This window comes from Nonomuraea sp. NPDC047529 (assembly GCF_040642995.1).
Lineage (GTDB): Bacteria > Actinomycetota > Actinomycetes > Streptosporangiales > Streptosporangiaceae > Nonomuraea.
Genome location: NZ_JBEYTJ010000010.1, coordinates 156989 through 177417, shown reverse-complemented (window position 1 = coordinate 177417; position 20429 = coordinate 156989). Strand labels below are relative to the sequence as shown.

The following is a 20429-nucleotide window of genomic DNA, read 5'->3' as shown; positions in this document are numbered from 1 at the left end:
ACCGTTGTGAACACGTCTGTTGTCATCTGCGTCTACACAGAAGAGCGCTGGGAGGACATCAGGCAGGCAGTCGAGTCGGTCGAGAACCAGAGCCGCCCGGCACACGAGCTGATCCTGGTGGTCGACCACAATCCGGACCTGCACCTGAAGCTCAAGCGCACCTATCCACAGGCCATTGTGGTGGAGAACACGCACGAGCAGGGGTTGTCCGGCGGCAAGAACACCGGCGTGGCCACGGCCACCGGTGAGATCGTCGCGTTTCTCGACGACGACGCGGTCGCCGAAGCGGGGTGGCTGGAGGCTTTGGAGGAGGGCTTCCAGGAATCCGGTGTGGTGGGCGTGGGCGGGCGTACCGACCCGTTGTGGGCGTCCAAGCGCCGGCCCCGCTGGTTCCCGTACGAGTTCGACTGGACGGTCGGGTGCACGTACCGCGGCATGCCCGCGGTACGTGCACCGATCCGCAACGTCATGGGCGGAAACGCCGCCTTCCTGCGCGAGGTCGTCGCCGAGGTCGGCGGCTTCCACAGCGGCATCGGCCGCAGCGTGCAGGGCCGCAAGTCGCGCCCGCTGGGCTGCGAGGAGACCGAGTTCTGCATCAGGCTGAGCCAGCGCAAGCCGGGCTCGGTGATGTTGTTCGAGCCCCGCGCGGTCATCGGGCACAAGGTCTCCAGGCAGCGCGAGGGCTTCGCCTACTTCAGGTCCAGGTGCTACGCGGAGGGCCTGTCGAAGGCCCTGGTCACGCGGGAGGTCGGCACCCAGGACGGGCTGGCCAGCGAGCGCGCCCACGCCATGAAGACGCTGCCGCTCGGCGCGCTTCGCGGGGTGGGCGACGCCCTGCGCGGCGACCTGTCCGGGCTCGGCAGGGCCGCGGCGATCGTCGTCGGCCTGGCCTGGACGACCTGGGGTTACGTGGTGGGCACGGCAAGGCTGAAGGCGGCACGCTCATGATCCGCATTCCGATCCTGATGTACCACTCGGTCAGCGACACCCCCAACGACGACACGCGCCCGCACGCCGTGCGGCCGTCCGACCTGGCCGAGCAGCTCGCCTACCTGTCGGAGAGCGGGTTCACCCCGCTCACGCTGGGCGACCTGGTGGCCGCGCTGAACAAGATCGACGGCCGTACGGTGCCGGAGAAGCCGATCGTCCTGACCTTCGACGACGGCTACGCCGACTTCCACAGCCAGGCGCTGCCCCTGCTCGACCGCTACAACTTCCCGGCCACGGTCTTCCTGACCAGCGGCTGGGTGTCCGACGCGGGCAAGGACGCGGCGGGCCGTCCGCTCGACGACATGCTGTCGTGGGGCCAGGCCCGCGAGGCCGCCCAGAACGGCATCGAGATCGGCGGCCACAGCCACAGCCACCCGCAGCTCGACCAGCTCCGCACCGACGAACTGCGGCAGGAGCTGCGCAGGAACAAGGGCCTGCTGGAGGAGAAGATCGGCGCGCCGGTCGCCACCATGGCCTACCCCTATGGCTACTCCAGCGCCCGGGTCCGCCACGAGGTGCGCAAGGCCGGCTACTTCGCCGCCTGCGCCGTGAGCAACACGATCGCGGCCGACCGCCACGACATGCTCGCCATCCCCCGGCTGACGGTCGGCAAGCCGACGACCATCAGCATGTTCAGACGCGCCGTCGAAGGCAACGCCGTACCTCTCATCTACCTGCGCGAACGCATCCTCACCAAGGGGTACGCGGTCGTCCGGCGGACGAGGTACGGGCTGCAGCGGGTGCGCGGAAATGTCTAGCCTGCGGGAAAAGATCCTCCGCGACCTCAGCAATCCGCTCTTCCGCCAGGGTTACGCCCTGATGGCCAACACGGTCGTCACGGGCACCCTCGGCATGGGCTACTGGCTGCTGGCGGCGCACTTCTACACCCCCGAGGAGTTCGGGCGCGGCCAGGCGGTGATCACCGCGATGCGGCTGTTCGCGTCGCTGACCGCGCTCGGCTTCGTGGGCGCGCTGGCCCGCTTCCTGCCGGTGGCCGGGCGGCGTACCCCCGAGCTCATCCTGCGCGGCTACGGCCTGGCCGCCGCCACGGGCGGGGTCGCGGCGCTCGGCTTCCTGCTGACGCTGCCGCTGTGGGGGAAGACGTACTCGGTGCTGGCCGGCTTCGGGCCAGGGCTGTTCTTCCTCGCCTCGGTGCTGGTGTGGGCCGTCTTCACGCTCCAGGACGTCGTGCTCACCGGGTTGCGCAAGGCCACCTGGGTGCCGGTCAACAACCTGGTGTTCGGGCTGGTCAAGATGGGCCTGCTGGTCGCGCTGGCCAGTGCGCTGCCCGACGGCGGGATCTTCGTCTCGTGGATGATCCCGACCGCGCTCGCGCTCATCCCGGTCAACTGGCTGATCTTCGGCGTCGTGGTGCCCCGGCACGTCAAGAGCCTCGGCGCCGCCCACGAACCGCCCCGGCTGCGGCAGATCGGCCGGTTCCTGGCCGGTGACTTCCCCGGGACGCTGTCGATCCTGGCGATCGTCTACCTGGTGCCCGTGGTCGTGGCGACCAAGGTGGGCGAGGCCACGTTCGGGCGCTTCTCGATGGCCCACACCCTGGCCAGCATGATCGAGCTGCTGGCCATGAACATGGCGGTGTCGCTGACGGTCGAGGGGTCCTTCGATCGTTCCAAACTGGCCCTGAACTGCCGGCGGGCGCTGCGGCGCGGCTTCATGATCGTGACGCCGATCATCGTGGTCGCGATCATCGGGGCGCCGCTGATCCTGACCGTCTTCGGCGCCGAGTTCGCCGACGAGGGGTCCACGCTGCTGCGGCTGATGGCGCTGGCGGTGCTGCCGCGGGTGCTGATCGAGGTGTACCTGAGCGCGCTGCGGGCACAGAGTCACGCGCGCACGCTGGCGCTGGTGCAGATCGGGCTGGCGGTGCTGGTGCTGGTGTCCACGGTGGCGCTGTTCCCCAGCTTCGGGGTGAACGCCGTCGGCTACGGACTGCTCTTCAGTGAGCTGCTGGTAGCACTTTTGATCTTCGGAAATCTACGCAAAATACTCAATTTTGGTGAAACTGGGCAGCCGACTGTCACTCAGGGGTCGTCCGGGGCCGCATGATGGTCAACGTGAGGCAACGGGACGGCGATGGCATGACTAAGGGGAAAACCGGCTCTTCCGACGTTCGCAAGGACGCCGGTGATGAGACAGAGGCACCCTTCGATCCGGAGGCCACGGGGGTGATCCCGCGGCTGACGTTCGACGGCGGCCAGGAGGGCGCGTCCGACGAGGACGCCGCCGGCTCCTCGGATTCGGATTCGGCTGATTCCTCTGCCGAAGTGAACGCCGACACGACGACGGCCTTCCGCATCCCCGGGAACGTGCACATCGGCCACCCTCCCACGGCTGACGAGCCCTCTTCCGGGCCACCGCAGGCGTTCGCGGAGCGTGGCCTGGAGGCGCAGACTTCCGGGCCCAACGCGTTCACCGCCAGGGCGCCGCACGCACCGGACCCGTCCCCGGCGGGGGCGGCGTCGGGTGGTCCGGCTTCGGCCTCGAAGGGGTCGGCGGCGGCTGGGACCATGCCCATGCCGACCGCGGAGCCCTCTCAGGCCCCCGCCTCCGGGGGTGCCAAGAGTCCGGCTCCCGAGGCGTCCGGCGAAGGCACGGCGGGTTCGGAGACGGCCGCACACCCCGGCTCGACGGCCCCCAAGGGCGCCGGTGCGGCCGGTGCGGGAGCGGGCCGTGCGGGTACCGCCGACGTGACGGGCGAAGGCGCGTCCGGCGCTGGTGCCGGTTCCGAGGGAGCCGGTTCCACGGCGGGCCGACCTGGTGGGGCGAGCCCCGAGGCGACGAACGCCAGTAGGACCAGCGCCAGTGGGACCGGTGCCGGTGAGGCCGGCGCCAAGGTCGCCGGTGCCGGTGGTGCTGCCGGCGAGGTCGGCCGTGATGGCGAGGCTGAGGGTGAAGGGCCTGAGGCCGGAGAGGCTGACGGCCGGACCGTCGCCTTCCGCGCGCCCGGTTCCAGGACGACCGTTGCCGGTGCCGCCGGTGCCGGTGCGGCTAATGGTGGCCCGGCTGGTGGCGCTTCCGCTGGTGGCGCTCCCGGGAGTGGTGCCTCCGGTGGCGCTTCCGCCGGCGGTGCTTCCGGGGGTGGTGCCGCCGAGGGGGGTGCTTCCCGTGGCGGTGTTGCCGGGGGGCCGGGGGTTGCGGTTGTGGGGGCTCCGGTTGTCGAGCGGGTCGACGTACCCGCAGGTAAGGGCCAGGTTGCCGCAGGCACGCCCGTCGCGGCGGGGCAGAAGGGCAGGGTCGCCGGGGGGCGGGTCGGGGCGCTGATCGCGAGCGCGCCCAAGTGGTTGCCCGTCGTCCTCGTGCTTGAGGGCCTGCTCATGTACATCCTCGCCCTGCGCGTGCCCCCGGGCCCGCTGCGGGGTGTGGACCCGGCGAACATCAACGGCCTGGGCCTGATCTCGGCGCTGCCCACGACGGCGTTCATCGCCATCCTGATCATGATCGCGTCGTTCTTCGTCACGGTCGCCCAGAGCACCGACCGCAAGTTCCTGCTGCTGTTCCAGATCGCCGCCATCACGTTCGCCCTGCACGGCGCGGGCGCGCTGGTGGCCAGCGAGCCGCGTTTCCCCACGGCGTACATCCATGCCGGTTTCGTGGAGTTCATCTCCAGAACGGGCGAGACCGCGATCAGCATCGACGCCCGCATGGGCTGGCCGGGCTTCTTCGCGTTGTTCGCGTTCGTCACCAAGGCCGCCGGCATCACCGACATGACGACGATCCTGCAATGGACGCCGCTGCTGTCGAACCTGCTCTATCTGCTCCCGTTCGTCCTGATCCTGCGTCAGGTGGTGGCGACGACGCGGGCCCGCTGGTTCGCGGCGCTGCTGTTCATCCTCGTGCAGTGGATCGGGCAGGACTACTTCTCGCCACAAGGGTTCACGTTCGCCCTTTATCTGGCGTTCGTGGCGATCCTGTTGCGGTGGTTCGGACGGGTGGAGCCGCGCACGAAGCCGGTGCCGCCCAAGGGGCTGCGCAAGCTGCTCGGCAAGCTCGACGCGATGACGCCCGGCGAGATCGTGAACACCGGCACCTACCGGGCCGACAAGCTGCTGATGCTGCTGATGCTGCTGGCGCTGTTCTTCGCGTCGGTGGCCTCGCACCAGATCACGCCGTTCATGATGATGGGCGTGGTGACGGCGTTCCTGATCTTCAAGCGCACCTCGCTGACGTGGGCGATGCCGTTCTTCCTCGGGCTCGTGACGCTGGCGTGGATCAGCTACATGACCGTGGGGTTCTGGGCGGGTCAGATCGACGCGATCTTCGGCGGTCTGGGCAAGATCTGGCAGAACATCGGCAGCGCCACCTCCGACCGCGTCGAGGGCAGCGACCCCGCGCACGCGCTGGTGTTGCAGGCACGGCTCGGCATCCTCGGGGTCATCCTGTCGCTGGCGGCGGCCGGGCTGTTCCGGCGGCTGCGGCGCGGGGTGTTCGACCGGTCCGCGCTGATCCTGCTGTGCGTGCCGGTGCTGGCGCTGGGGCTGCAGAGCTACGGCGGCGAGATCGGCCTGCGCATCTACATGTTCGCGCTGCCGGGCTCCTGCCTGCTGGCCGCGTACGCGTTCTTCCCGAACCTGCCGGCCGACAGCGCCGACGTGCGCGAGGAGACCGTGCCGCTGCGCAGGCGGAACGTGCGCTTCAACCCCGAACTGACCAGGAAGCTCTCGGTCGTGCTCGCGGCCTGCTTCGCGGTGCTGTTCGCGTTCGCGTTCCTGCTGGCCCGGTACGGCAACGAGAAGTTCGAGCGGGTCACCACCGGTGAGGTGGCCGCCATGCACTACGTGTACGACCACGACAAGCCGAGCGCCAAGGTGCTCTACCTGGTGCCCAAGGAGGGCCAGGAGGTCACGCCCACCATGCCGTGGGGCGAACGGGACGTCGAGCTGGTCAACTTCGGCGTGCAGGCGCTGGTGCACAAGGACCCGACGCAGATCGCCGACGCGGTGGCGAAGCTGAAGGAGCAGCCGCGCAACTCGTACCTGATGGTGAGCCGTGGGCAGGTCAGCTACCTGCAGCTCAACGAGGGCTTCCCCGAGGACTGGGGGCAGCGGTTCCGGGCCGCGCTGGACACCTCGCCCGACCTGAAGAAGGTCTTCTCCAACGAGGACGCCGCGCTCTACACGTGGAAGAAGTTCGTGAAGGGGACGGAGATCCCCGATCCGAACCCCTACAAGGGCCGTGGCGACCCCACCTCACCGTGGACGCCCGTCGGCATCGGGGCGCTGGTCGTGACCTGGGTGGCGCTGTTCGGCTACGAGGTCATCGGGCTGAACGGGCCGAACCGGGCGCGACGGGCACGCAGAGGGCTGATGTTCCTGGCCATCCCGGCGTTTTTGATCTCTATAGCAGTGATCATTGAGAGATTCATCCACATAGCACTAAATAACTGAATTCACAGGAAACGCTAAGGTTTTGCGGGATGATGTACGCCTGATGAGGACACAGGAGACACTTCCCGCCATGCCCGACGCACGACTCGCGGCTGCGAGGATCACTTCTGTAGACGCCCTGCGCGGCTTCTCCCTGCTGGGGATCCTCGTCGTCAACATCGCCTTCCTGGCCTCCGGCTACCGGATGGCCGGGATGGCGGAGCCCGGCTTCGACTCCTCGCTCGACTGGGTCACGCGCTGGCTCGTGACGCTGTTCATGGAGAACAAGTTCTACCTGCTGTTCTCCTTCCTGTTCGGCTACAGCTTCACGCTCCAGCTCGACTCGGCCGTACGGCAGGGGCGGACGTTCGTGCCGATGTTCCTGCGCCGCCTGGCCGGGCTGCTGCTGATCGGCCTGGCCCACGCGGTGCTGCTGTTCCCCGGCGACATCCTGACGACGTACGCGTTCGTCGGGATCGCGCTGCTGGTGCTGCGCAGGATCGGCCCCAAGACCGCGATCGTGCTGGCCGGGCTGCTGACCCTGATGCTGGCGTTCGGGTTCCTGATGCTGGCCCTGCTGGCGATGGTCGGCCTCGACGCGTCCGGCACGGTCGCCGAGGGCACCGCCGAGGCCGCCAGGTCCGACACCGCGCTCGGCGGGGTGTTCTGGCAGATCATCTCCGAGCACATGCGCAAGCTGTCGCTGATCGTCCTGCTGCGCGTGCTGTTCCAGGGGCCGGCGGTGCTGGCCGCGTGCCTGATCGGGCTGGCCGTCGGCAAGCTGGGCGTGTTGCGGAACCTGTCGGCGCACAAGGTGGCGCTGCGCAGGTTGCAGTGGACCGGGTTCACGGTCGGCCTGGCCGGCGCCTTCGTCTACACGCAGTCTGCCTGGAACGGCACGGTGAACAAGTTCCTGGGCGAGGCCGTGGACCTGGTGACCGCGCCGCTGCTGGCCGCCGCGTACGCGGCCACGTTCCTGCGGGTGCTGCCGTACCTGCCGCGGGTGGGCCGGGCCCTGGCCGCTCCCGGACGCATGGCCCTGTCGAATTACCTGGGCCAGTCGCTGATCTGTTCACTGATCTTCACCGGCTACGGCCTGGCCCTCGTGGACCGGGTCAGCCCGGCCGTCGAGGTGCTGATCGCGCTGGCCATCTTCGTCGTCCAGGTGCTCTACAGCCACTGGTGGCTCAAGGGACACCGGTACGGGCCGGTGGAGTGGGTGCTGCGCTTCCTCACATACTGGCGCAGGCCCACGAGCGAGCGGCGCAAGGCCCGCGGCTCCGCGCAGATCGCCTGAAACTCGTCTGTCCAAACCGTCCTTGGGCGAGGTACGCTCGGACGTGTAAGGAAAACCTTTCACGTGACGGGAAATCATGACCGATGCCGGGCCGACCGGTGACGAACTGGTCGAGATGCTGGCGGCGCTGGCCAACCCCCTGCGGGTGCGCATCCTCGCGACCCTGTCCGCCGGCCGCGACTACGTGAGCCATCTGGCCCGCGAGATCGGCGTCAGCCGTCCGCTCCTCCACATGCACCTGCGGCGGCTCGAAGCGGCCGGCCTGATCGTCGGCACGCTGGAGCTCTCCGAGGACGGCAAGGCCATGAAGTACTACGAAGTCACCGACTTCGACCTCCACCTCACCGCCGCGGCGCTGGCCGAGGCGGCCAAGACCCTCACCGCGCCCGACCCGGAGCCCAAGGAGCGCCCCTGATGCCCACCGCCTGGCCCGAGGTGATCTTCATCCTCGGCGTGCTGCTCGTGACCGGCTTCCTGATCTGCCTGGTCATCGTCGGCCTCTTCGACTTCCGCAAGGCGAAGCTGGAGGCCATGCAGAAGGACGATCTGCGTCGGCTGGTGCACCGGTTCGAGCAGCTCGCCGAGAACACCCTCGACGCCCAGCAGCGCTCGGCCGCCGACCTGGCCGAGCTGCGCGCCCGTACGGCGTCGATCGAGCAGATCCTGAGAACCGTCGAGTAGGAGCGTGCCATGAAGGCCATCCGTTACGCCGCCTACGGGCCGCCCGATACCGTCATCGAGCTGCGAGAGGTCGACCCGCCCGCGGTCGGCGACGACGACGTGCTGGTCCGGGTGCGGGCGGCGGCCGTCAACCCCGGCGACTGGCACTACGTGCGCGGCCTGCCGTACGTCATGCGGGCCGTCTCCGGGTTGCGCCGGCCGAGGTTCGGCGGGCTCGGCATGGACCTGGCCGGGCAGGTCGAGGCGACCGGCCGCAACGTCACCCGGCTGAAGATCGGCGACGAGGTGTTCGGCCACTGCCAGGGCGCCTTCGCCGAGTACGTCGCCGTCCCGCAGGACAAGGCGCTGCTGACCAAGCCGGCCGGTACGACGTACGAGCAGGCGGCGGCCGTGCCGTCGGCGGCGCTGACCGCCTACGAGGCCCTGGCCACCAGAGGCGAGGTCAAACCGGGACAGAAGGTGCTGGTCATCGGCGCGGCGGGCGGGGTGGGGACATTCGCGGTGCAGATCGCCAAGGCGCTGGGCGCCGAGGTGACGGGCGTGTGCAGCGGCGGCAAGGCGGAGCTGGTGGCGTCCCTGGGGGCAGACGAGATCATCGACTACACCAGGCAGGACTTCGCCCACCACACCGGCCGCTACGACCTCATCCTTGACAACGTCGGCGACCGGCCCCTGTCGGACTGCCTGCGCGTCCTCACCCGCACCGGCACCTACATCCCCAACTCGGGCTCCGGCGGCGGGGCCTTCCTCGGGCCGTCCGGGCGCATCCTGCGCGTGCTCGCGGCCAAGCCGTTCGTCCGGCAGCGCCTGGTCAACTTCGTCACGGCCGAGGACCGGGACGCGCTGGCCACCGTACGCGGGCTCGTCGAGGCGGGCGAGGTCGTCCCGGTCGTCAGCCGGACGTACCGGCTGGACGAGGTGCCGCAGGCCATCGCCCACGTCGAGCAGGGCCACGCCACGGGCAAGGTCGTCGTCACCCTCTAGGCGCTCCCAGGCGGCGCTGGGCGGAGCGGAGCATGGCCCGGACGACGATCGGGTGCACCAGGCGTACCGGCCAGAAGTAGAGCCGGCCGCGCCACCCCTTCAGCCGGACCGTGGTCGTGACCCGCACGAGCCGGGCCTCCCGGTCGACCCCCACGCCACAGCGGAAGTCGAGATGCCGGTCGTCGGCCGCGATCAGCGCCTCGTCCCCCTCGACGCGGCCGACCCGGAAGACGTCGCGCGGCGCGCGCGGGATGCCGATCAGCGGCACGATCGCCTGCCGCAGCCCCATGGCCGCGGTGATCCAGCGGGGCATCGACCTGATCGAGAAGATGGTCTTCGCCCAGTCCCGCGGATCGTCGGTCGCGCGGGGCGGCAGCACGCCGACGATCATGTCGGCGTAGTCGGGCGCGGGGATGTCCTCCAGGGCGGACGACCAGTAGACGGGTGTTCTCATGACGCCTCCATACGGTGCCGTATGGTCAGGACTATACGGTACCGTATGGCAAATGGCGCAAGGGGGCCGCAGGATCACGGCGGAACAGTGGGTGGACGCCGCGTACGCGCGTTTCACCAAGATCGGACTGGACTCGGTGCGGGTCGAGGCCGTCGCCCGCGACCTCGGCACCACCAAGGGCTCCTTCTACTGGCACCACGCCGACCGCGGCGCGCTCGTCCGGGCCGTCATGGAACGCTGGGAGGCCGAGGAGACCGAGCACATCATCGCGGCCGCCTCCGCCGAGGCCGAGCCACGCGCCCGGCTGCGCGCCCTGTTCGGCACGGTCGCGGCCCGCGCCGGGCGGCGCGGCGGCGAGAGCCGCCTCTACCTCGACGCCGAACAGGAGGGCGTCGCCGACGTCGTCACCCGGGTCACCCGCCGCCGCGTCGACTTCGTCGCCGGGCTCCTGGTGGAGCTGGGCTTCGGCGCGGAGGAGGCGGAACGGCGCGCGCTGCTCGCGCTGGCGGTGGTGCTCGGGTTGCAGCAGCTCGAACGCGGCACGCGGCCGCACATCTCCTTCGATCACGCGCTCCTCACGGAGACCGCCTTCACGATGGCCGTCACACCGCCGCACGCCCAGGTCGGCTGAGGGGGTTCGGGCGCGAGCGGCCTGCTCGGGTGTCCGGGCCGCTCGGATGGTCCGGCCGCTCAAGCCCCTGGGCCGTTCACGATGTCGGGCCGGTCGGTGTCCGGGCCGGTCAGGCGTACGGGCCGGTCAGGCGTACGGGCCGGTCAGGCGTACGGGCCGGTCAGGTGTCTGGGCCGTTGCGTTGTAGTTCCAGGAAGTCCTGGTCGCAGCTCAGGCGGTAGCCGTCCGGGGTGCGGAAGTGCTCCTGGAGGTAGGCGGCGACCTCGTCCACGACGGGCGGCTGCGCCAGCGGGACCACGTTGAGCATGAACTGCGCGACGGCCAGGGCGGTTTCCAGGTCGGGCATGGTGACGGAGGCCGGGTCCGTGCTGATGCCGATCTCCCATTCGGCGCCGGCGGTGGCGGCGAAGGCGCGTCCGAGCGCGTCCAGGTCGTAGCGATGCCCGGTGAAACGCCGCAGCAGTCGCATGCAGTCGCTGTCGGGGTTCTGCATGACGACCACGGTGAAGCCGCCCTCGGCGGTCCAGGAGGCCAGCCGCTGGAGCTGATGCAGCCAGGACTCCTGCGGCATGTAGTACAGGACGTGCGCACACAACACGAGGTCGGCCGACTCCCCCGGATCGGCGACGGCAACCCCCTGGCCGAGGACGGTGGCCTCAGGACACCGCCTGACCAGTTCCGCCCGGAGGTGCTCGTTGGGCTCGATGGCGATGGTCCGCTCGAAGCTGGGGGCCAGCCAGGCGGTGGTCTCGCCCGTCCCCGCACCGGCGTCGATGAGCGTACGGCGGTGGGGCAGCCGGTCCACGATCCGGCCCAGTTCCTCGCGGGCCCGGATCTTCTGGTCGGTGTGGGCCAGGAAGGTGGCGAAGGCGGCGTCGTAGGCCGCGCTCATCGGGTCGAGAAGGTGCACGATGGGCGGCTCGGCGTTGCTGCTGTCGGTCATCACGGCCCCCGGCATCACAAGTCGGTCACTTTCAGCTTATGGAGCACCACTCTACGTTCCCGTATGCCTGGATCAGCGGAGTGGTGGACCGTGCCGGGCGGACGGCTGGTTGGGGGGCCGTGGCGCGAACTCGGGCGGCGGGTCGTCGTGTTCGCAGCGTCAGTACGCCACGCCAGAGCGTTCGACCGGTTCGACCGGTTCGTCCTGTGGTGGCGGTAGTCGGTCGCTCTTGACCTGAGGCGCAAGGCTCTCCGCAGGCCCACCCGGTAGCCACGCAACGACACGCATCAACCCAGAGGGCCGAGGGCCCCCCTCTCGGGTGGGCTCCAGCAGGCCCAGCCGGTAACCAGGCAACGGGCCGGGCGGACCACAGGCGCCGAAGGCACCCTCTCCAGCAGGCCCACCCGGTGGGGGAGGTCGTCAGGTGCCGCCTCTGCCGGCCCACTTGATCTCGTACGCCCCCAGCGTCACCGTCCTGCCGTCCACCGTGGCCGTGACCTCCCGATCGGACGTGTTCACCATGACGACCTGCTGCTCCTGCGCCAGCACCTTCACTTTGGGATCGGACGACGTCACCGCCCCGTCGAGCCGCGCCCCCGCCGGGAACCACCGGGTGAACCCGCTCAGCAGCCCCGCCATCGGCATCTCGTCCCCCCGCCCGGGAGCCCACAAGCAGCCGGGGCAGTCACCGGAGCCCTTCACCTGCGGGTTCCAGTACAGGGCCGTGGTGACGCCGCTCCTGGCGAACTCCATCAGCGCCGCCGCCTGCACGGCCGTGCGCCGTTCCTCGCTCCACCCGGAGTTCTCCGGCTCGACGTACCACTCGGCCCACCAGACGGGCAGGTCGTCGCTCTTCTGCCGCAGCCACGTGGTGATCGCGCTGAACTTGCCGAGCGCGCCGAAGTCGTCGGGAACGTTCCCCTTGTCGGTCGTCATGGAGGCGCCGTCCACGACGACGAAGTCGGCGCCCTTCTTGTTCTGGATCCAGTACTCGATCGCGTCGAGCGCCCGCTGGTCGACGGTTCCCCACGGGCCCTTCAGCTCGGAGGCGCCGTCGCCCGAGCCGCTCTCGATCGGCATGTACGGCCCGCCCACCTTGATCTGCGGGTCCACCTTCTTCAACGCCGTGTAGACCTTGTTGTACAGCTGCGTGTACCCCTCGGCGTCCCACCGGTTGGTCGACGGGTCCCAGAAGCCCTTGAACTCGTTCCACACCATGTAGTACTTGACGGTCGGGTACTGCCTGGCCACCCGCGCGGCCAGCTTGGCGTAGTCGTCGAAATGCTCTGGTTTGGGAGCGACGGTGTGGTTCTTGCTCCAGTCGGTACGTCCGGGCTGCCCGCCCTTCATCCAGTCGGGCGCGCAGCACAGGGTGATCACCGGCACGGCCCGCGACGACGCCATGAACGTCAGCCGCCGGTCGAGGTCGCGGAAGCTGAACTGGCCGGGGCTCGGTTCGGGGTTGCCCACCCCCCAGCCCATGATGTGCTGGTTCTGCAGCATCGGCACCCGTCCCAGCATGCCCCTGGCCTGCTCGACGACCTGCCGCGGCTCGGTCTCCGTGCTGTACTGCGTGTGCGTGACGCCCCAGCGGGGCCAGTTCTGGAGCACGGGCGGCTGTTCGAGCTGCGGCGGGGCCTGGGTCGGCCCGACCTCGGCCACCTCGCCGCCCTTGTAGCCCTTGTCGCCCACGCGCGAGCTCGACCGGACGCCCGCGTAGATCATGATGCCGACGACGAGCACGACCGCGAGGATGCCCGCCCCGAGGGCGATCGGCCATGGCGACCGTCTGCGCGCGTGTCTGCCGTCGCTGGGAATCACGGAACGCTCCTTACCATCACGCAACGTATCAAGAACCGGGCAGTGCCCAGCCCTTATGACGGTAATCGTCCCGCTTGCAGCAGACTTGACGTCAGTCGGAAGCGGGTGGCCGCTGACCGCCCGCGGGCCCGGGAACCCCCGAGTAACGGTACGGCACCGGCTGCCTACCCGGCTGCACGACGAGAAGGGTGCCCGGCGTCTCGGCGTAGAAGGCCGACTCGACGGCGGCGGCGACGTCCTCGGCCGTGAGCAGCGGGAATCCGGCGTTCACGAACATCTCCCGCGCGGCGGCCACCAGCGGAGTGTCGGTGAATCCGGGGCAGACGGCGTTGATCCGGATGTTCTGCTGGGACAGCGGCTCGGCCAGCGCCCGGACGAGTCCGACGACGGCGTGCTTGGTCATCGTGTAGATCGGGTCGCCGGCGAAGGCCACCAGCCCGGCCAGCGAGGACGTGGCCACGATCGCGCCGCCGCCCGACCTGGTCAGCAGCGGCACGCTGGCGCGCACGCCGAAGACGACGCCGTCCACGTTCACGCCGACGATCGCGCGGTAGCGGTCCAGGTCGAAGTCCGCGAGGTCGACGCCGCCGGAGATGCCGGCGTTGAGGTGCACCAGGTCGAGGCGGCCGTACCGCTGCTCGGCGAGCGCGACGGCCTCCAGCGAGGCTTCCTCGTTGCTGACGTCGGCGGCCAGCCACGCGCCCTCGACCTCCTTGGCCAGCCGCTCGACCCCCTCGGCGTCACGATCGACGAGGACGCACTTCGCGCCGCCCGACGACAACCGCCGGGCCACCGCGGCGCCGATGCCGCTCGCCGCTCCGGTGATGAGTGCAACTGTGCTCATAACGCTCCTATGCGAGGGTCGCGGCTGGTCGAGCATTGCGATGGGCGCGGAAGGTCGGGACTGGTCGGGCATCGCGATGGACGCGGAAGGTCAGGGCTGGTCGAGCATGCGATGGGCGCGGGAGATCAGCGTCGGAACGGCCGCACCGATGCGGTCGAACCCCTCCCCCACGGTCTTACCCTGCTTGAACCGGGCGTGGATACCCTCCACGATGACCGCGAGCTTGAAATTGCCAAAGGCCACATAGAACCCAAGGTCCGAAATATCGCGACCTGACACTTTCCCGTAGTGGGCGGCGAACTCGGCGGCGTTCATGAACCCCGGCGCCACCGTCACGTCCCCCGACACCGGGATGCGGGCCCGCTCGTCGTCCCCGCGATCGTGCCAGTACGTCAGCGTCAGCCCCAGGTCGGCCAGCGGGTCGCCGAGCGTGGACATCTCCCAGTCGACCACGGCCATGATCTCGATCTCGGCCGGCGGCGGCGCCAGGCGCACCAGCGTGTTGTCGAGCCGGTAGTCGCCGTGCACCAGCGTGCTGTCGGACGTGACGGGCAGCCGCTCGCGCAGCCGCCGTACGAGGCTGTCGTAGTCGGGCAGGTCGGCGGTCTTCGACCGCTCCCACTGCTGGCACCACCGGTCGAGCTGCCGGGCCATGTACCCCTCGGGCCGGCCGAAGTCGCCGAGGCCCACCTCGCGGTAGTCCACGGCGTGGATGGCGGCCAGCACCTCGGCCAGCCGCTCCGACAGCCGCCGCGTCTGGGCCGGCGTCGGCTCGCCCAGCTCGGCCCTGGTCTGGACGGCGGCGCCCGGCACGTACCCCATGACGTAGAACGGCGCCCCGACCACCTCTTCGTCGGCGCAGAAGGCGACCGGCTCGGGCACCGGGACGGGCGTCTGCGCGAGCGCGGAGATGACCCGCCACTCCCGCCGCATGTCGTGGGCGGTGGGCAGCACGTGACCCAGCGGCGGCCTGCGCAGCACCAGCCGGCGCTCGCGCGCCTCCACCAGGTAGGTCAGGTTCGACCTGCCTCCGGAGATCAGCGAGACGGACAGCGGCTCCCCCGCGTCCGGCACATTCAGGCCCAGCCACGAGACCAGCCGGGGCCAGTCGATCCCTGGTACGGTCATGGAAACACATTAGAACGCCACTCGGTCCTGAAAGCCAGCTGAGAGTTGCATAACAGTAGGCCCGGCCTAGCCCAGGCATGGATTCTCATCCTTTAATCTGGCCATACACCTCTGACCGCATGCTGGTCAGATCGTGGTAAGCCGACAGTAGGAGCCCATGCGCGTCACCGTTGCCCACCCTCGCGAATTGGGACAGCCCGAGATCAGCCGATGGCGCGCCCTTCAGGAGTCGGACGCCGCCTTCGACAACCCCTTCCTGTCCCCGGAGTTCACGGTCACGGTGGGCGATCTGCGCGATCCTGTCCGGGTGGCCATCCTGTACGACGGGCCGGACATCGTCGGCTTCTTCCCCTTCGAACGCCATCCGCTGGGCATCGGCAAGCCGGTCGCCGCGGGGCTCACCGACGCGCAGGGCCTGGTCCACGCCAAGGGGTTCGACCTCGACCCGCACCGCCTGATCAAGGCGTGCGGGCTGTCGGTCTACGAGTTCGACCACCTGGTCGCGGGCCAGCCGCTGCTCGACGGGCGGCACACCACGCACCCCTCGCCGATCATCGACCTGCGCGACGGCTACGGCCCCTACACCGAGACGCTGAAGGCCCAGTCCGGCAAGACGTACAAGTCGACCCTGGCCAAGTCGCGCAAGCTGCAACGCGAGGCGGGCGCGCTGCGCCACGACTACGCGATCACCGACCCCGGGCCGCTGCAGACGCTGCTCGGCTGGAAGACCGACCAGTACCGGCGTACCGGGCGCACCGACCGGTTCGCCCAGCGGTGGATCGTCGAGCTGGTCGAGCGGCTGCTCGCGACCCAATCCGACGGCTTCGCAGGCGTGCTCGACATGGTCTACGTCGACGACGTGCCGGTGGCCGGGCACTTCGGGGTGCGCACCCGTACGACGCTGGCCGGCTGGTTCCCGGCCTACGACACGCAGTTCGCCAAGTACTCCCCCGGGCTCATCCACCACCTGGCGATGGCCGAGGCGGCCGCCGCCTCGGGCGTCCAGGTGATCGACATGGGCCGGGGCGAGAAGGAGTACAAGGACAAGCTGAAGAACGGCCAGTACGAGGTGGCCGAGGGCCGGGTGGCCAGGGCCGGGGTGGCGGCCGGGGTCCACTGGATGATGCGGGTGCCGGTGCGCAAGACGCGCGCCACGGTGATGGCCAACCCGCTGCTGCTCAAGACCGCGGACAAAGCGTTGAAAACCTTTGGGCGACTGCGTACCGTCCTACAAGGGTGAGACTCATCGCGGAGCGCACCGGACGGCACTGCCTGTCGCTCCCCTCCAACCGCCTCGGCCTCTACCTCGCGCTGCGCCACTGGTGCCTGCCGGGTCAGCGGCTGCTCATGTCGCCGATCTCGGCCGACGAGATCCTCTTCCTGGTGCTGGCGGCCGGCCTGCGGCCGGTGATCGCGCCGCTGAACCCGCGTGACGGCAACATCGACGTCTCCCGCGCCGACCTGTCCACCGTGGACGCCGTCCTGACCACGAACCTGTACGGCCTGCCCGACCAGGTGTCCGCCTTCGCGGGAAAAATCCTGATCGAGGATGTGGCACACGCCCTGGAGACCGCTCCCGGCGGGCGTCCGCTGGGCACGTTCGGACAGGCGGGGGTGTTCAGCCTGTCCAAGCATCCGGGGGCGGGCTCGGGCGGCGTGCTGGCCGTGACCGACCGCGCCGACCTCGAAGCGCTCGAACGCGCCCGCGACGAACTGCTCGTCCCCGGCGCGCTCCGCGCCGACCTGGTCAGCGTCGCCACGTCCATGGCCCGGCAGGCGGCGCTCCGGCTCGGCCTCGTACGGCCCGCGCTCGCGCTCATGCGCGCCCTCGGCATGCAGGAGGAGCGCGAGGGCTACCGCATCGCCCTGGAGGCCGACGCGCTGGAGCTGGCGCTCAAGCAGGTGCCCGCGCTGCCGCCGTTCGACCCGTGGGTACGCGCCGACCTGGCGGCCTACCGCGCCCGGCGGGGGCGGCTGGTCGGCTGGTACCAGTCCAGGCGCCTGGCCAAGGTGCCCGGCGAGCGGGCGCGGCGGCTGGCCGGGATCGCCCGGCTGGCCGAGCTGCCCACGGTGGCGCCCGCCGTGCTGGACAACCTCGACCAGCCGCTGTTCCGCGTCCCGCTGCTGGTGCGCGACCGGGACGCGGCCGTCGCCGAGCTGGAGCGCCGCGGGGTGGCCACCGGCTACCTGTACGACCCGCCGTACGACGACTACGCCCCCGGCTTCACCGACGCCTCGCCGGACCCGGGCCCCGCCCGCTGGTGGGCCCGGCACGTGCTGCCCGTCGACCCGGTGTACGTGTCCCGTTCCCTGCCCGTGCTGCGCACTCTTGAGCCGCCTACGCGGGGTCCGCGCGAACCAGCCTGAGGAACGCGCGCAGTCCAGTGATGATCTCCTGGTTGTCGTTCAGGCCGTCCACGGTCTCCTCGAAGCGGCGGGCCATCAGCGTGATGCGGCGGGCCAGGTCGTGGTCGGCCTGCTCCAGACCGGCCCTGGCGGCCGCGAGCTCGCCGCCGAGCTCCTCGACCTGCCCGGCGAGCCGTTCGGAGGCGGCGGTCAGCGTCTCGACCTGGCCGCGCAGCGCGATCACGTCGAGGCGCGGGTAGCGGACCTCGCCGCCGAGGGTCCTGACCCGCTCGCGCAGGTGCGCGACGTAGGCCCCGGCCGGCCGGAACGCGGTGGCCAGCAGGTAGAACCCGGCGAAGTAGTAGCCGACCTGCCTGCCGGAGAAGAACGTCACCACCGCGACCACGACGGCCGAGACCACGTGCCCGGCGACCGCGAGGACGAGCATGCGGCGGGCGATCGTCCTGGCCTCCTCCTCGCGGTGGGCCGGGACCTCGATGCCCGACTCGCGGGAGACCGCGATGTCGTGCACCACCTGCCGGGCGGCGAAGGACAGGTTCCACGGGAAGGTCAGCAGGACGACCAGCCAGAACAGGCAGGCCGCGCCCAGGCCCAGCGACAGCAACGTGGACAGGGGCACGCCCGCGTGGAGCACGAGCCAGGCGGTGACCGCCGTGACGAGCAACGAGATCAGCAGGAGCCAGGGTTTCATGCCCGCCACCCTGCCGACGGCGGGACGTCCGCCGCCAGCGCTCAGATACTCAATCCGCCCTGAGCATCCCGGATCAGGCCGGCCAGCACCGCGCAGCCGCGCCGGACGTCCCTGAGCGAGGCCGAGCCGTAGCCGAGGACCAGGCCGTGCAGGCGGGCGCGGTCGTGGTGGTGGCGGTCGGCGGGGTCGAGCAGCACGCCGCGCTCCCTGGCCCGGTCGACGACCCCCTGGACGTCGCCCGCCGGCAGCTCGGCCAGCACGTGCAGACCGGCGGTGTCGCCGCGCAGGCGGCAGACCGGGCCGAGGATCTCCACGATGGCGGCCCGGCGGCGGGCGTACTCCAGACGCATCCTGCGCAGGTGGCGGTCGAGGTCGCCGCGTTCCAGGAGAGTGGCGACGGCGTGCTGCACCGGGCCGCTGGTGCGGTCGGACATCATGTCGCGGACGGCGGCGATCCGGCTCACCAGGTCGGGCGTGCCGACCAGCCAGCCGACGCCGACGTCGGGCGAGAGGGTCTTGGACAGGCTGCCGAGCAGCACGACGCGGGTGGGGTCGAGGCCGAAGAGGGCGGGCAGGGGGGCGACGTCGTAGCGGAACTCGCCGTCGTAGTCGTCCTCGACGATCGTGGCGCCGGTGCTCCTGGCCCAGGACAGCAGGCGTTCCCTGCGCGGGATCGGCAGCCGGCCGCCCAGCGGGTACTGGTGGGCCGGGGTGGTGTAGAGGACGCGCAGGTCGCGCGGGAGGCCGTCGACGATCACGCCGTCCTCGTCGACCGGGCAGGGCACGACCTCGGCGCCCCTGGCCGCGAACACCGTGCGGGCCACGTGGTAGCCCGGGTCCTCGACGCCCGCGCGTCCGCCGCCGGACAGCAGGGCCAGCGCGCACAGGTCGAGGCCGTTGCCGGTGCCCCTGGTGACCAGGACGTTCTCCGGGCCGACGGCCATGCCTCTGGCCCTGCGCAGGTGGTCGGCGAGCAGCTCGCGCAGGCGCGGCAGGCCGTGGGGGTCGGGCGAGTCGCCGGGCGGCAGCTCGCCGGCCCTGCGCCAGGCCCGCTTCCAGGCGGCCCGGTCGTAGTCGCGCACCCAGGGGTCGCCGGGACGCAGGTCGATCCACTCCCCCTGGGGGCGGCGGGCGGGCGGCGCCGGCTCGTACGGGCTCTCGCGGGGCGGGACGTGCGACTCCATGGCCGCCACGAACGTGCCGGACCCGTGGCGCCCTTCCAGCCAGCCCTCGGCGTAGAGCTGCTGGTACGCCTCGGTGACGACCGTCCGGCTGACCTTGAGCTGGTCGGCCAGCGCCCGCGTGGACGGCAACCGCTCGCCCGGCGCGAGCGCGCCGCCCATCATGGCGCGGCGCAGCCAGTCGGCGAGCTGGGTGGTCAGCGGCACGGCCGAGCCGCGGGACAGGGATACGGGCAGGTCAACGTTGGTGCGCACGGAAGTGGTCTCTAGGAAGGGTCGGTTAGTGGCCCTACAGGATAGGTCCACTTCGCGACTAGCGTCGAATCATGCTCTCCTCCACCCCGCGCACGACCCTCGGCCGAGAGAAGCACCGCGGCAGCACCGACAGGAACGACCTCTACGAGGTGCTCGACGCCGGGCTTGTCTGCCACCTGGGCGTGCTGGCCGACGGCTGTCCCATGGTCGTGCCCACCGGCTACGGCAGGATCGGCGACACCCTCTACCTGCACGGCTCCACCGGCGCCCGGTCGCTGCGGGCCGGCGACGGCGACGAGGTGTGCGTCACGGTCACCCACGTGGACGGCATCGTGCTGGCCCGTTCGGTCTTCAACCACTCCGTCAACTACCGTTCGGCGATCGTCTACGGCCGGGCCCGGCTGGTCACCGATCCCGACGAGCGGCTGGCGGCGCTGCGGGCGCTCACCGAGCAGCTCGCCCCCGGCCAGTGGGACTACGTCCGCCCGCCCACGCGCAAGGAGCTGGCCGCCACGGCCGTGCTGGCCCTGTCGCTGGCGGAGGCGTCGGTCAAGATCCGCCAGGGGGCTCCGGAGGACGACGAGGAGGACTATGCGCTTCCGGTCTGGGCCGGGGTGCATCCGCTGGTCACGACCTGGGGCGAACCGCAACCGGATCCGGCACTTCCAGAAGGTATCGATATACCGGTTCACATCCTCCATCGGGAGTAGTTCCATAATTCCGGAACCACCTGGCAAACCCGACTCCTTGATCACGCGTCTCATCAGGTGGGCCGGCT

19 protein-coding genes are annotated in these 20429 nt (G+C 70.5%); 12 read left to right on the top strand and 7 right to left on the bottom strand.

What is annotated here, in order from left to right:
- Positions 1–6: 6 nt before the first annotated feature.
- From ABZ815_RS18495 to ABZ815_RS18460, 8 genes are all read left to right on the top strand, one after another.
- On the top strand, positions 7–948 hold the full coding sequence (locus tag ABZ815_RS18495; RefSeq protein ID WP_357699278.1) for a glycosyltransferase family 2 protein: 942 nt from the start codon (positions 7–9) through the stop codon (positions 946–948).
- On the top strand, positions 945–1748 hold the full coding sequence (locus ABZ815_RS18490; protein ID WP_357699276.1) for a polysaccharide deacetylase family protein: 804 nt from the start codon (positions 945–947) through the stop codon (positions 1746–1748). The genes ABZ815_RS18495 and ABZ815_RS18490 overlap by 4 nt, the downstream gene beginning before the upstream one ends.
- Positions 1741–3057: a hypothetical protein gene (locus ABZ815_RS18485; RefSeq protein ID WP_357699274.1), complete on the top strand. Its 1317-nt coding sequence runs from the start codon at positions 1741–1743 to the stop codon at positions 3055–3057. Before ABZ815_RS18490 ends, ABZ815_RS18485 begins: the two co-directional genes overlap by 8 nt.
- 1094 nt (positions 3058–4151) lie before the next feature.
- On the top strand, positions 4152–6395 hold the full coding sequence (locus ABZ815_RS18480; protein WP_357699273.1) for a hypothetical protein: 2244 nt from the start codon (positions 4152–4154) through the stop codon (positions 6393–6395).
- Between the two features lie 70 nt (positions 6396–6465).
- Positions 6466–7671 (top strand): DUF418 domain-containing protein, encoded by a 1206-nt coding sequence (locus tag ABZ815_RS18475; RefSeq protein WP_357699271.1) that lies wholly within the window; start codon positions 6466–6468, stop codon positions 7669–7671.
- Positions 7672–7747: 76 nt separating this feature from the next.
- Positions 7748–8086 carry a winged helix-turn-helix domain-containing protein gene (locus ABZ815_RS18470; RefSeq protein WP_357699269.1) on the top strand — a complete coding sequence of 113 codons (339 nt, stop codon included), beginning with the start codon at positions 7748–7750 and terminating at the stop codon, positions 8084–8086.
- Entirely contained in the window at positions 8086–8352 is a 267-nt protein-coding gene (locus ABZ815_RS18465; protein ID WP_357699267.1) for a hypothetical protein, read from the top strand. Before ABZ815_RS18470 ends, ABZ815_RS18465 begins: the two co-directional genes overlap by 1 nt.
- Before the next feature lie 9 nt (positions 8353–8361).
- A complete protein-coding gene (locus ABZ815_RS18460) occupies positions 8362–9336 on the top strand; it encodes an NAD(P)-dependent alcohol dehydrogenase (RefSeq protein ID WP_357699265.1) in 975 nt (324 codons plus the stop codon).
- On the opposite strand, the gene ABZ815_RS18455 is transcribed toward ABZ815_RS18460, so the two are convergent.
- Positions 9326–9790, bottom strand: a complete 465-nt coding sequence (locus ABZ815_RS18455; protein WP_357699263.1) for a DUF2867 domain-containing protein — start codon at positions 9788–9790, stop codon at positions 9326–9328. The genes ABZ815_RS18460 and ABZ815_RS18455 overlap by 11 nt on opposite strands.
- Positions 9791–9842: 52 nt before the next feature.
- Here ABZ815_RS18455 and ABZ815_RS18450 point away from each other — a divergent pair, with 52 nt between their 5' ends.
- The gene (locus ABZ815_RS18450) at positions 9843–10421 is read left to right on the top strand and encodes a TetR/AcrR family transcriptional regulator (RefSeq protein WP_357699261.1); all 579 of its coding nucleotides are present in this window, start codon (positions 9843–9845) and stop codon (positions 10419–10421) included.
- A 160-nt stretch (positions 10422–10581) separates the two neighbouring features.
- Here ABZ815_RS18450 and ABZ815_RS18445 read toward each other — a convergent pair whose 3' ends face one another.
- From ABZ815_RS18445 to ABZ815_RS18430, 4 genes are all read right to left on the bottom strand, one after another.
- Positions 10582–11364, bottom strand: a complete 783-nt coding sequence (locus tag ABZ815_RS18445; protein ID WP_357699259.1) for a methyltransferase domain-containing protein — start codon at positions 11362–11364, stop codon at positions 10582–10584.
- Positions 11365–11784: 420 nt separating this feature from the next.
- Positions 11785–13185 (bottom strand): xylan 1,4-beta-xylosidase, encoded by a 1401-nt coding sequence (locus ABZ815_RS18440; protein WP_357699257.1) that lies wholly within the window; start codon positions 13183–13185, stop codon positions 11785–11787.
- 91 nt (positions 13186–13276) lie between these two features.
- Entirely contained in the window at positions 13277–14029 is a 753-nt protein-coding gene (locus ABZ815_RS18435; protein ID WP_357699255.1) for an SDR family oxidoreductase, read from the bottom strand.
- A gap of 90 nt (positions 14030–14119) precedes the next feature.
- Positions 14120–15157 carry a phosphotransferase family protein gene (locus ABZ815_RS18430; RefSeq protein ID WP_357699253.1) on the bottom strand — a complete coding sequence of 346 codons (1038 nt, stop codon included), beginning with the start codon at positions 15155–15157 and terminating at the stop codon, positions 14120–14122.
- Positions 15158–15314: 157 nt separating this feature from the next.
- Here ABZ815_RS18430 and ABZ815_RS18425 point away from each other — a divergent pair, with 157 nt between their 5' ends.
- Both ABZ815_RS18425 and ABZ815_RS18420 read left to right on the top strand, forming a co-directional pair.
- Positions 15315–16397, top strand: a complete 1083-nt coding sequence (locus ABZ815_RS18425) for a GNAT family N-acetyltransferase (protein WP_357699251.1) — start codon at positions 15315–15317, stop codon at positions 16395–16397.
- The gene (locus ABZ815_RS18420; protein ID WP_357699249.1) at positions 16394–17524 is read left to right on the top strand and encodes a DegT/DnrJ/EryC1/StrS family aminotransferase; all 1131 of its coding nucleotides are present in this window, start codon (positions 16394–16396) and stop codon (positions 17522–17524) included. The genes ABZ815_RS18425 and ABZ815_RS18420 overlap by 4 nt, the downstream gene beginning before the upstream one ends.
- Here the strand turns inward: ABZ815_RS18420 and ABZ815_RS18415 are convergent.
- Both ABZ815_RS18415 and ABZ815_RS18410 read right to left on the bottom strand, forming a co-directional pair.
- Positions 17496–18215, bottom strand: coding sequence for a hypothetical protein (locus tag ABZ815_RS18415; protein ID WP_357699247.1), 720 nt, complete (start codon positions 18213–18215; stop codon positions 17496–17498). The genes ABZ815_RS18420 and ABZ815_RS18415 overlap by 29 nt on opposite strands.
- 41 nt (positions 18216–18256) lie before the next feature.
- Positions 18257–19651 carry a PLP-dependent aminotransferase family protein gene (locus tag ABZ815_RS18410; protein ID WP_357699245.1) on the bottom strand — a complete coding sequence of 465 codons (1395 nt, stop codon included), beginning with the start codon at positions 19649–19651 and terminating at the stop codon, positions 18257–18259.
- Positions 19652–19722: 71 nt separating this feature from the next.
- Here ABZ815_RS18410 and ABZ815_RS18405 point away from each other — a divergent pair, with 71 nt between their 5' ends.
- Positions 19723–20361, top strand: a complete 639-nt coding sequence (locus ABZ815_RS18405) for a pyridoxamine 5'-phosphate oxidase family protein (protein WP_357699243.1) — start codon at positions 19723–19725, stop codon at positions 20359–20361.
- Positions 20362–20429: the final 68 nt, after the last annotated feature.

What these genes read in the sequence shown, in the direction of transcription:
- ABZ815_RS18490 (WP_357699276.1), top strand. Translation starts at nt 945, where the DNA reads ATGATCCGCATTCCGATCCTGATGTACCACTCGGTCAGCGACACCCCC.
- ABZ815_RS18485 (WP_357699274.1), top strand. Translation starts at nt 1,741, where the DNA reads ATGTCTAGCCTGCGGGAAAAGATCCTCCGCGACCTCAGCAATCCGCTC.
- ABZ815_RS18475 (WP_357699271.1), top strand. Translation starts at nt 6,466, where the DNA reads ATGCCCGACGCACGACTCGCGGCTGCGAGGATCACTTCTGTAGACGCC.
- ABZ815_RS18470 (WP_357699269.1), top strand. Translation starts at nt 7,748, where the DNA reads ATGACCGATGCCGGGCCGACCGGTGACGAACTGGTCGAGATGCTGGCG.
- ABZ815_RS18465 (WP_357699267.1), top strand. Translation starts at nt 8,086, where the DNA reads ATGCCCACCGCCTGGCCCGAGGTGATCTTCATCCTCGGCGTGCTGCTC.
- ABZ815_RS18460 (WP_357699265.1), top strand. Translation starts at nt 8,362, where the DNA reads ATGAAGGCCATCCGTTACGCCGCCTACGGGCCGCCCGATACCGTCATC.
- ABZ815_RS18455 (WP_357699263.1), bottom strand. Translation starts at nt 9,790, where the DNA reads ATGAGAACACCCGTCTACTGGTCGTCCGCCCTGGAGGACATCCCCGCG.
- ABZ815_RS18450 (WP_357699261.1), top strand. Translation starts at nt 9,843, where the DNA reads ATGGCGCAAGGGGGCCGCAGGATCACGGCGGAACAGTGGGTGGACGCC.
- ABZ815_RS18445 (WP_357699259.1), bottom strand. Translation starts at nt 11,364, where the DNA reads ATGACCGACAGCAGCAACGCCGAGCCGCCCATCGTGCACCTTCTCGAC.
- ABZ815_RS18435 (WP_357699255.1), bottom strand. Translation starts at nt 14,029, where the DNA reads ATGAGCACAGTTGCACTCATCACCGGAGCGGCGAGCGGCATCGGCGCC.
- ABZ815_RS18430 (WP_357699253.1), bottom strand. Translation starts at nt 15,157, where the DNA reads ATGACCGTACCAGGGATCGACTGGCCCCGGCTGGTCTCGTGGCTGGGC.
- ABZ815_RS18425 (WP_357699251.1), top strand. Translation starts at nt 15,315, where the DNA reads ATGCGCGTCACCGTTGCCCACCCTCGCGAATTGGGACAGCCCGAGATC.
- ABZ815_RS18415 (WP_357699247.1), bottom strand. Translation starts at nt 18,215, where the DNA reads ATGAAACCCTGGCTCCTGCTGATCTCGTTGCTCGTCACGGCGGTCACC.
- ABZ815_RS18405 (WP_357699243.1), top strand. Translation starts at nt 19,723, where the DNA reads ATGCTCTCCTCCACCCCGCGCACGACCCTCGGCCGAGAGAAGCACCGC.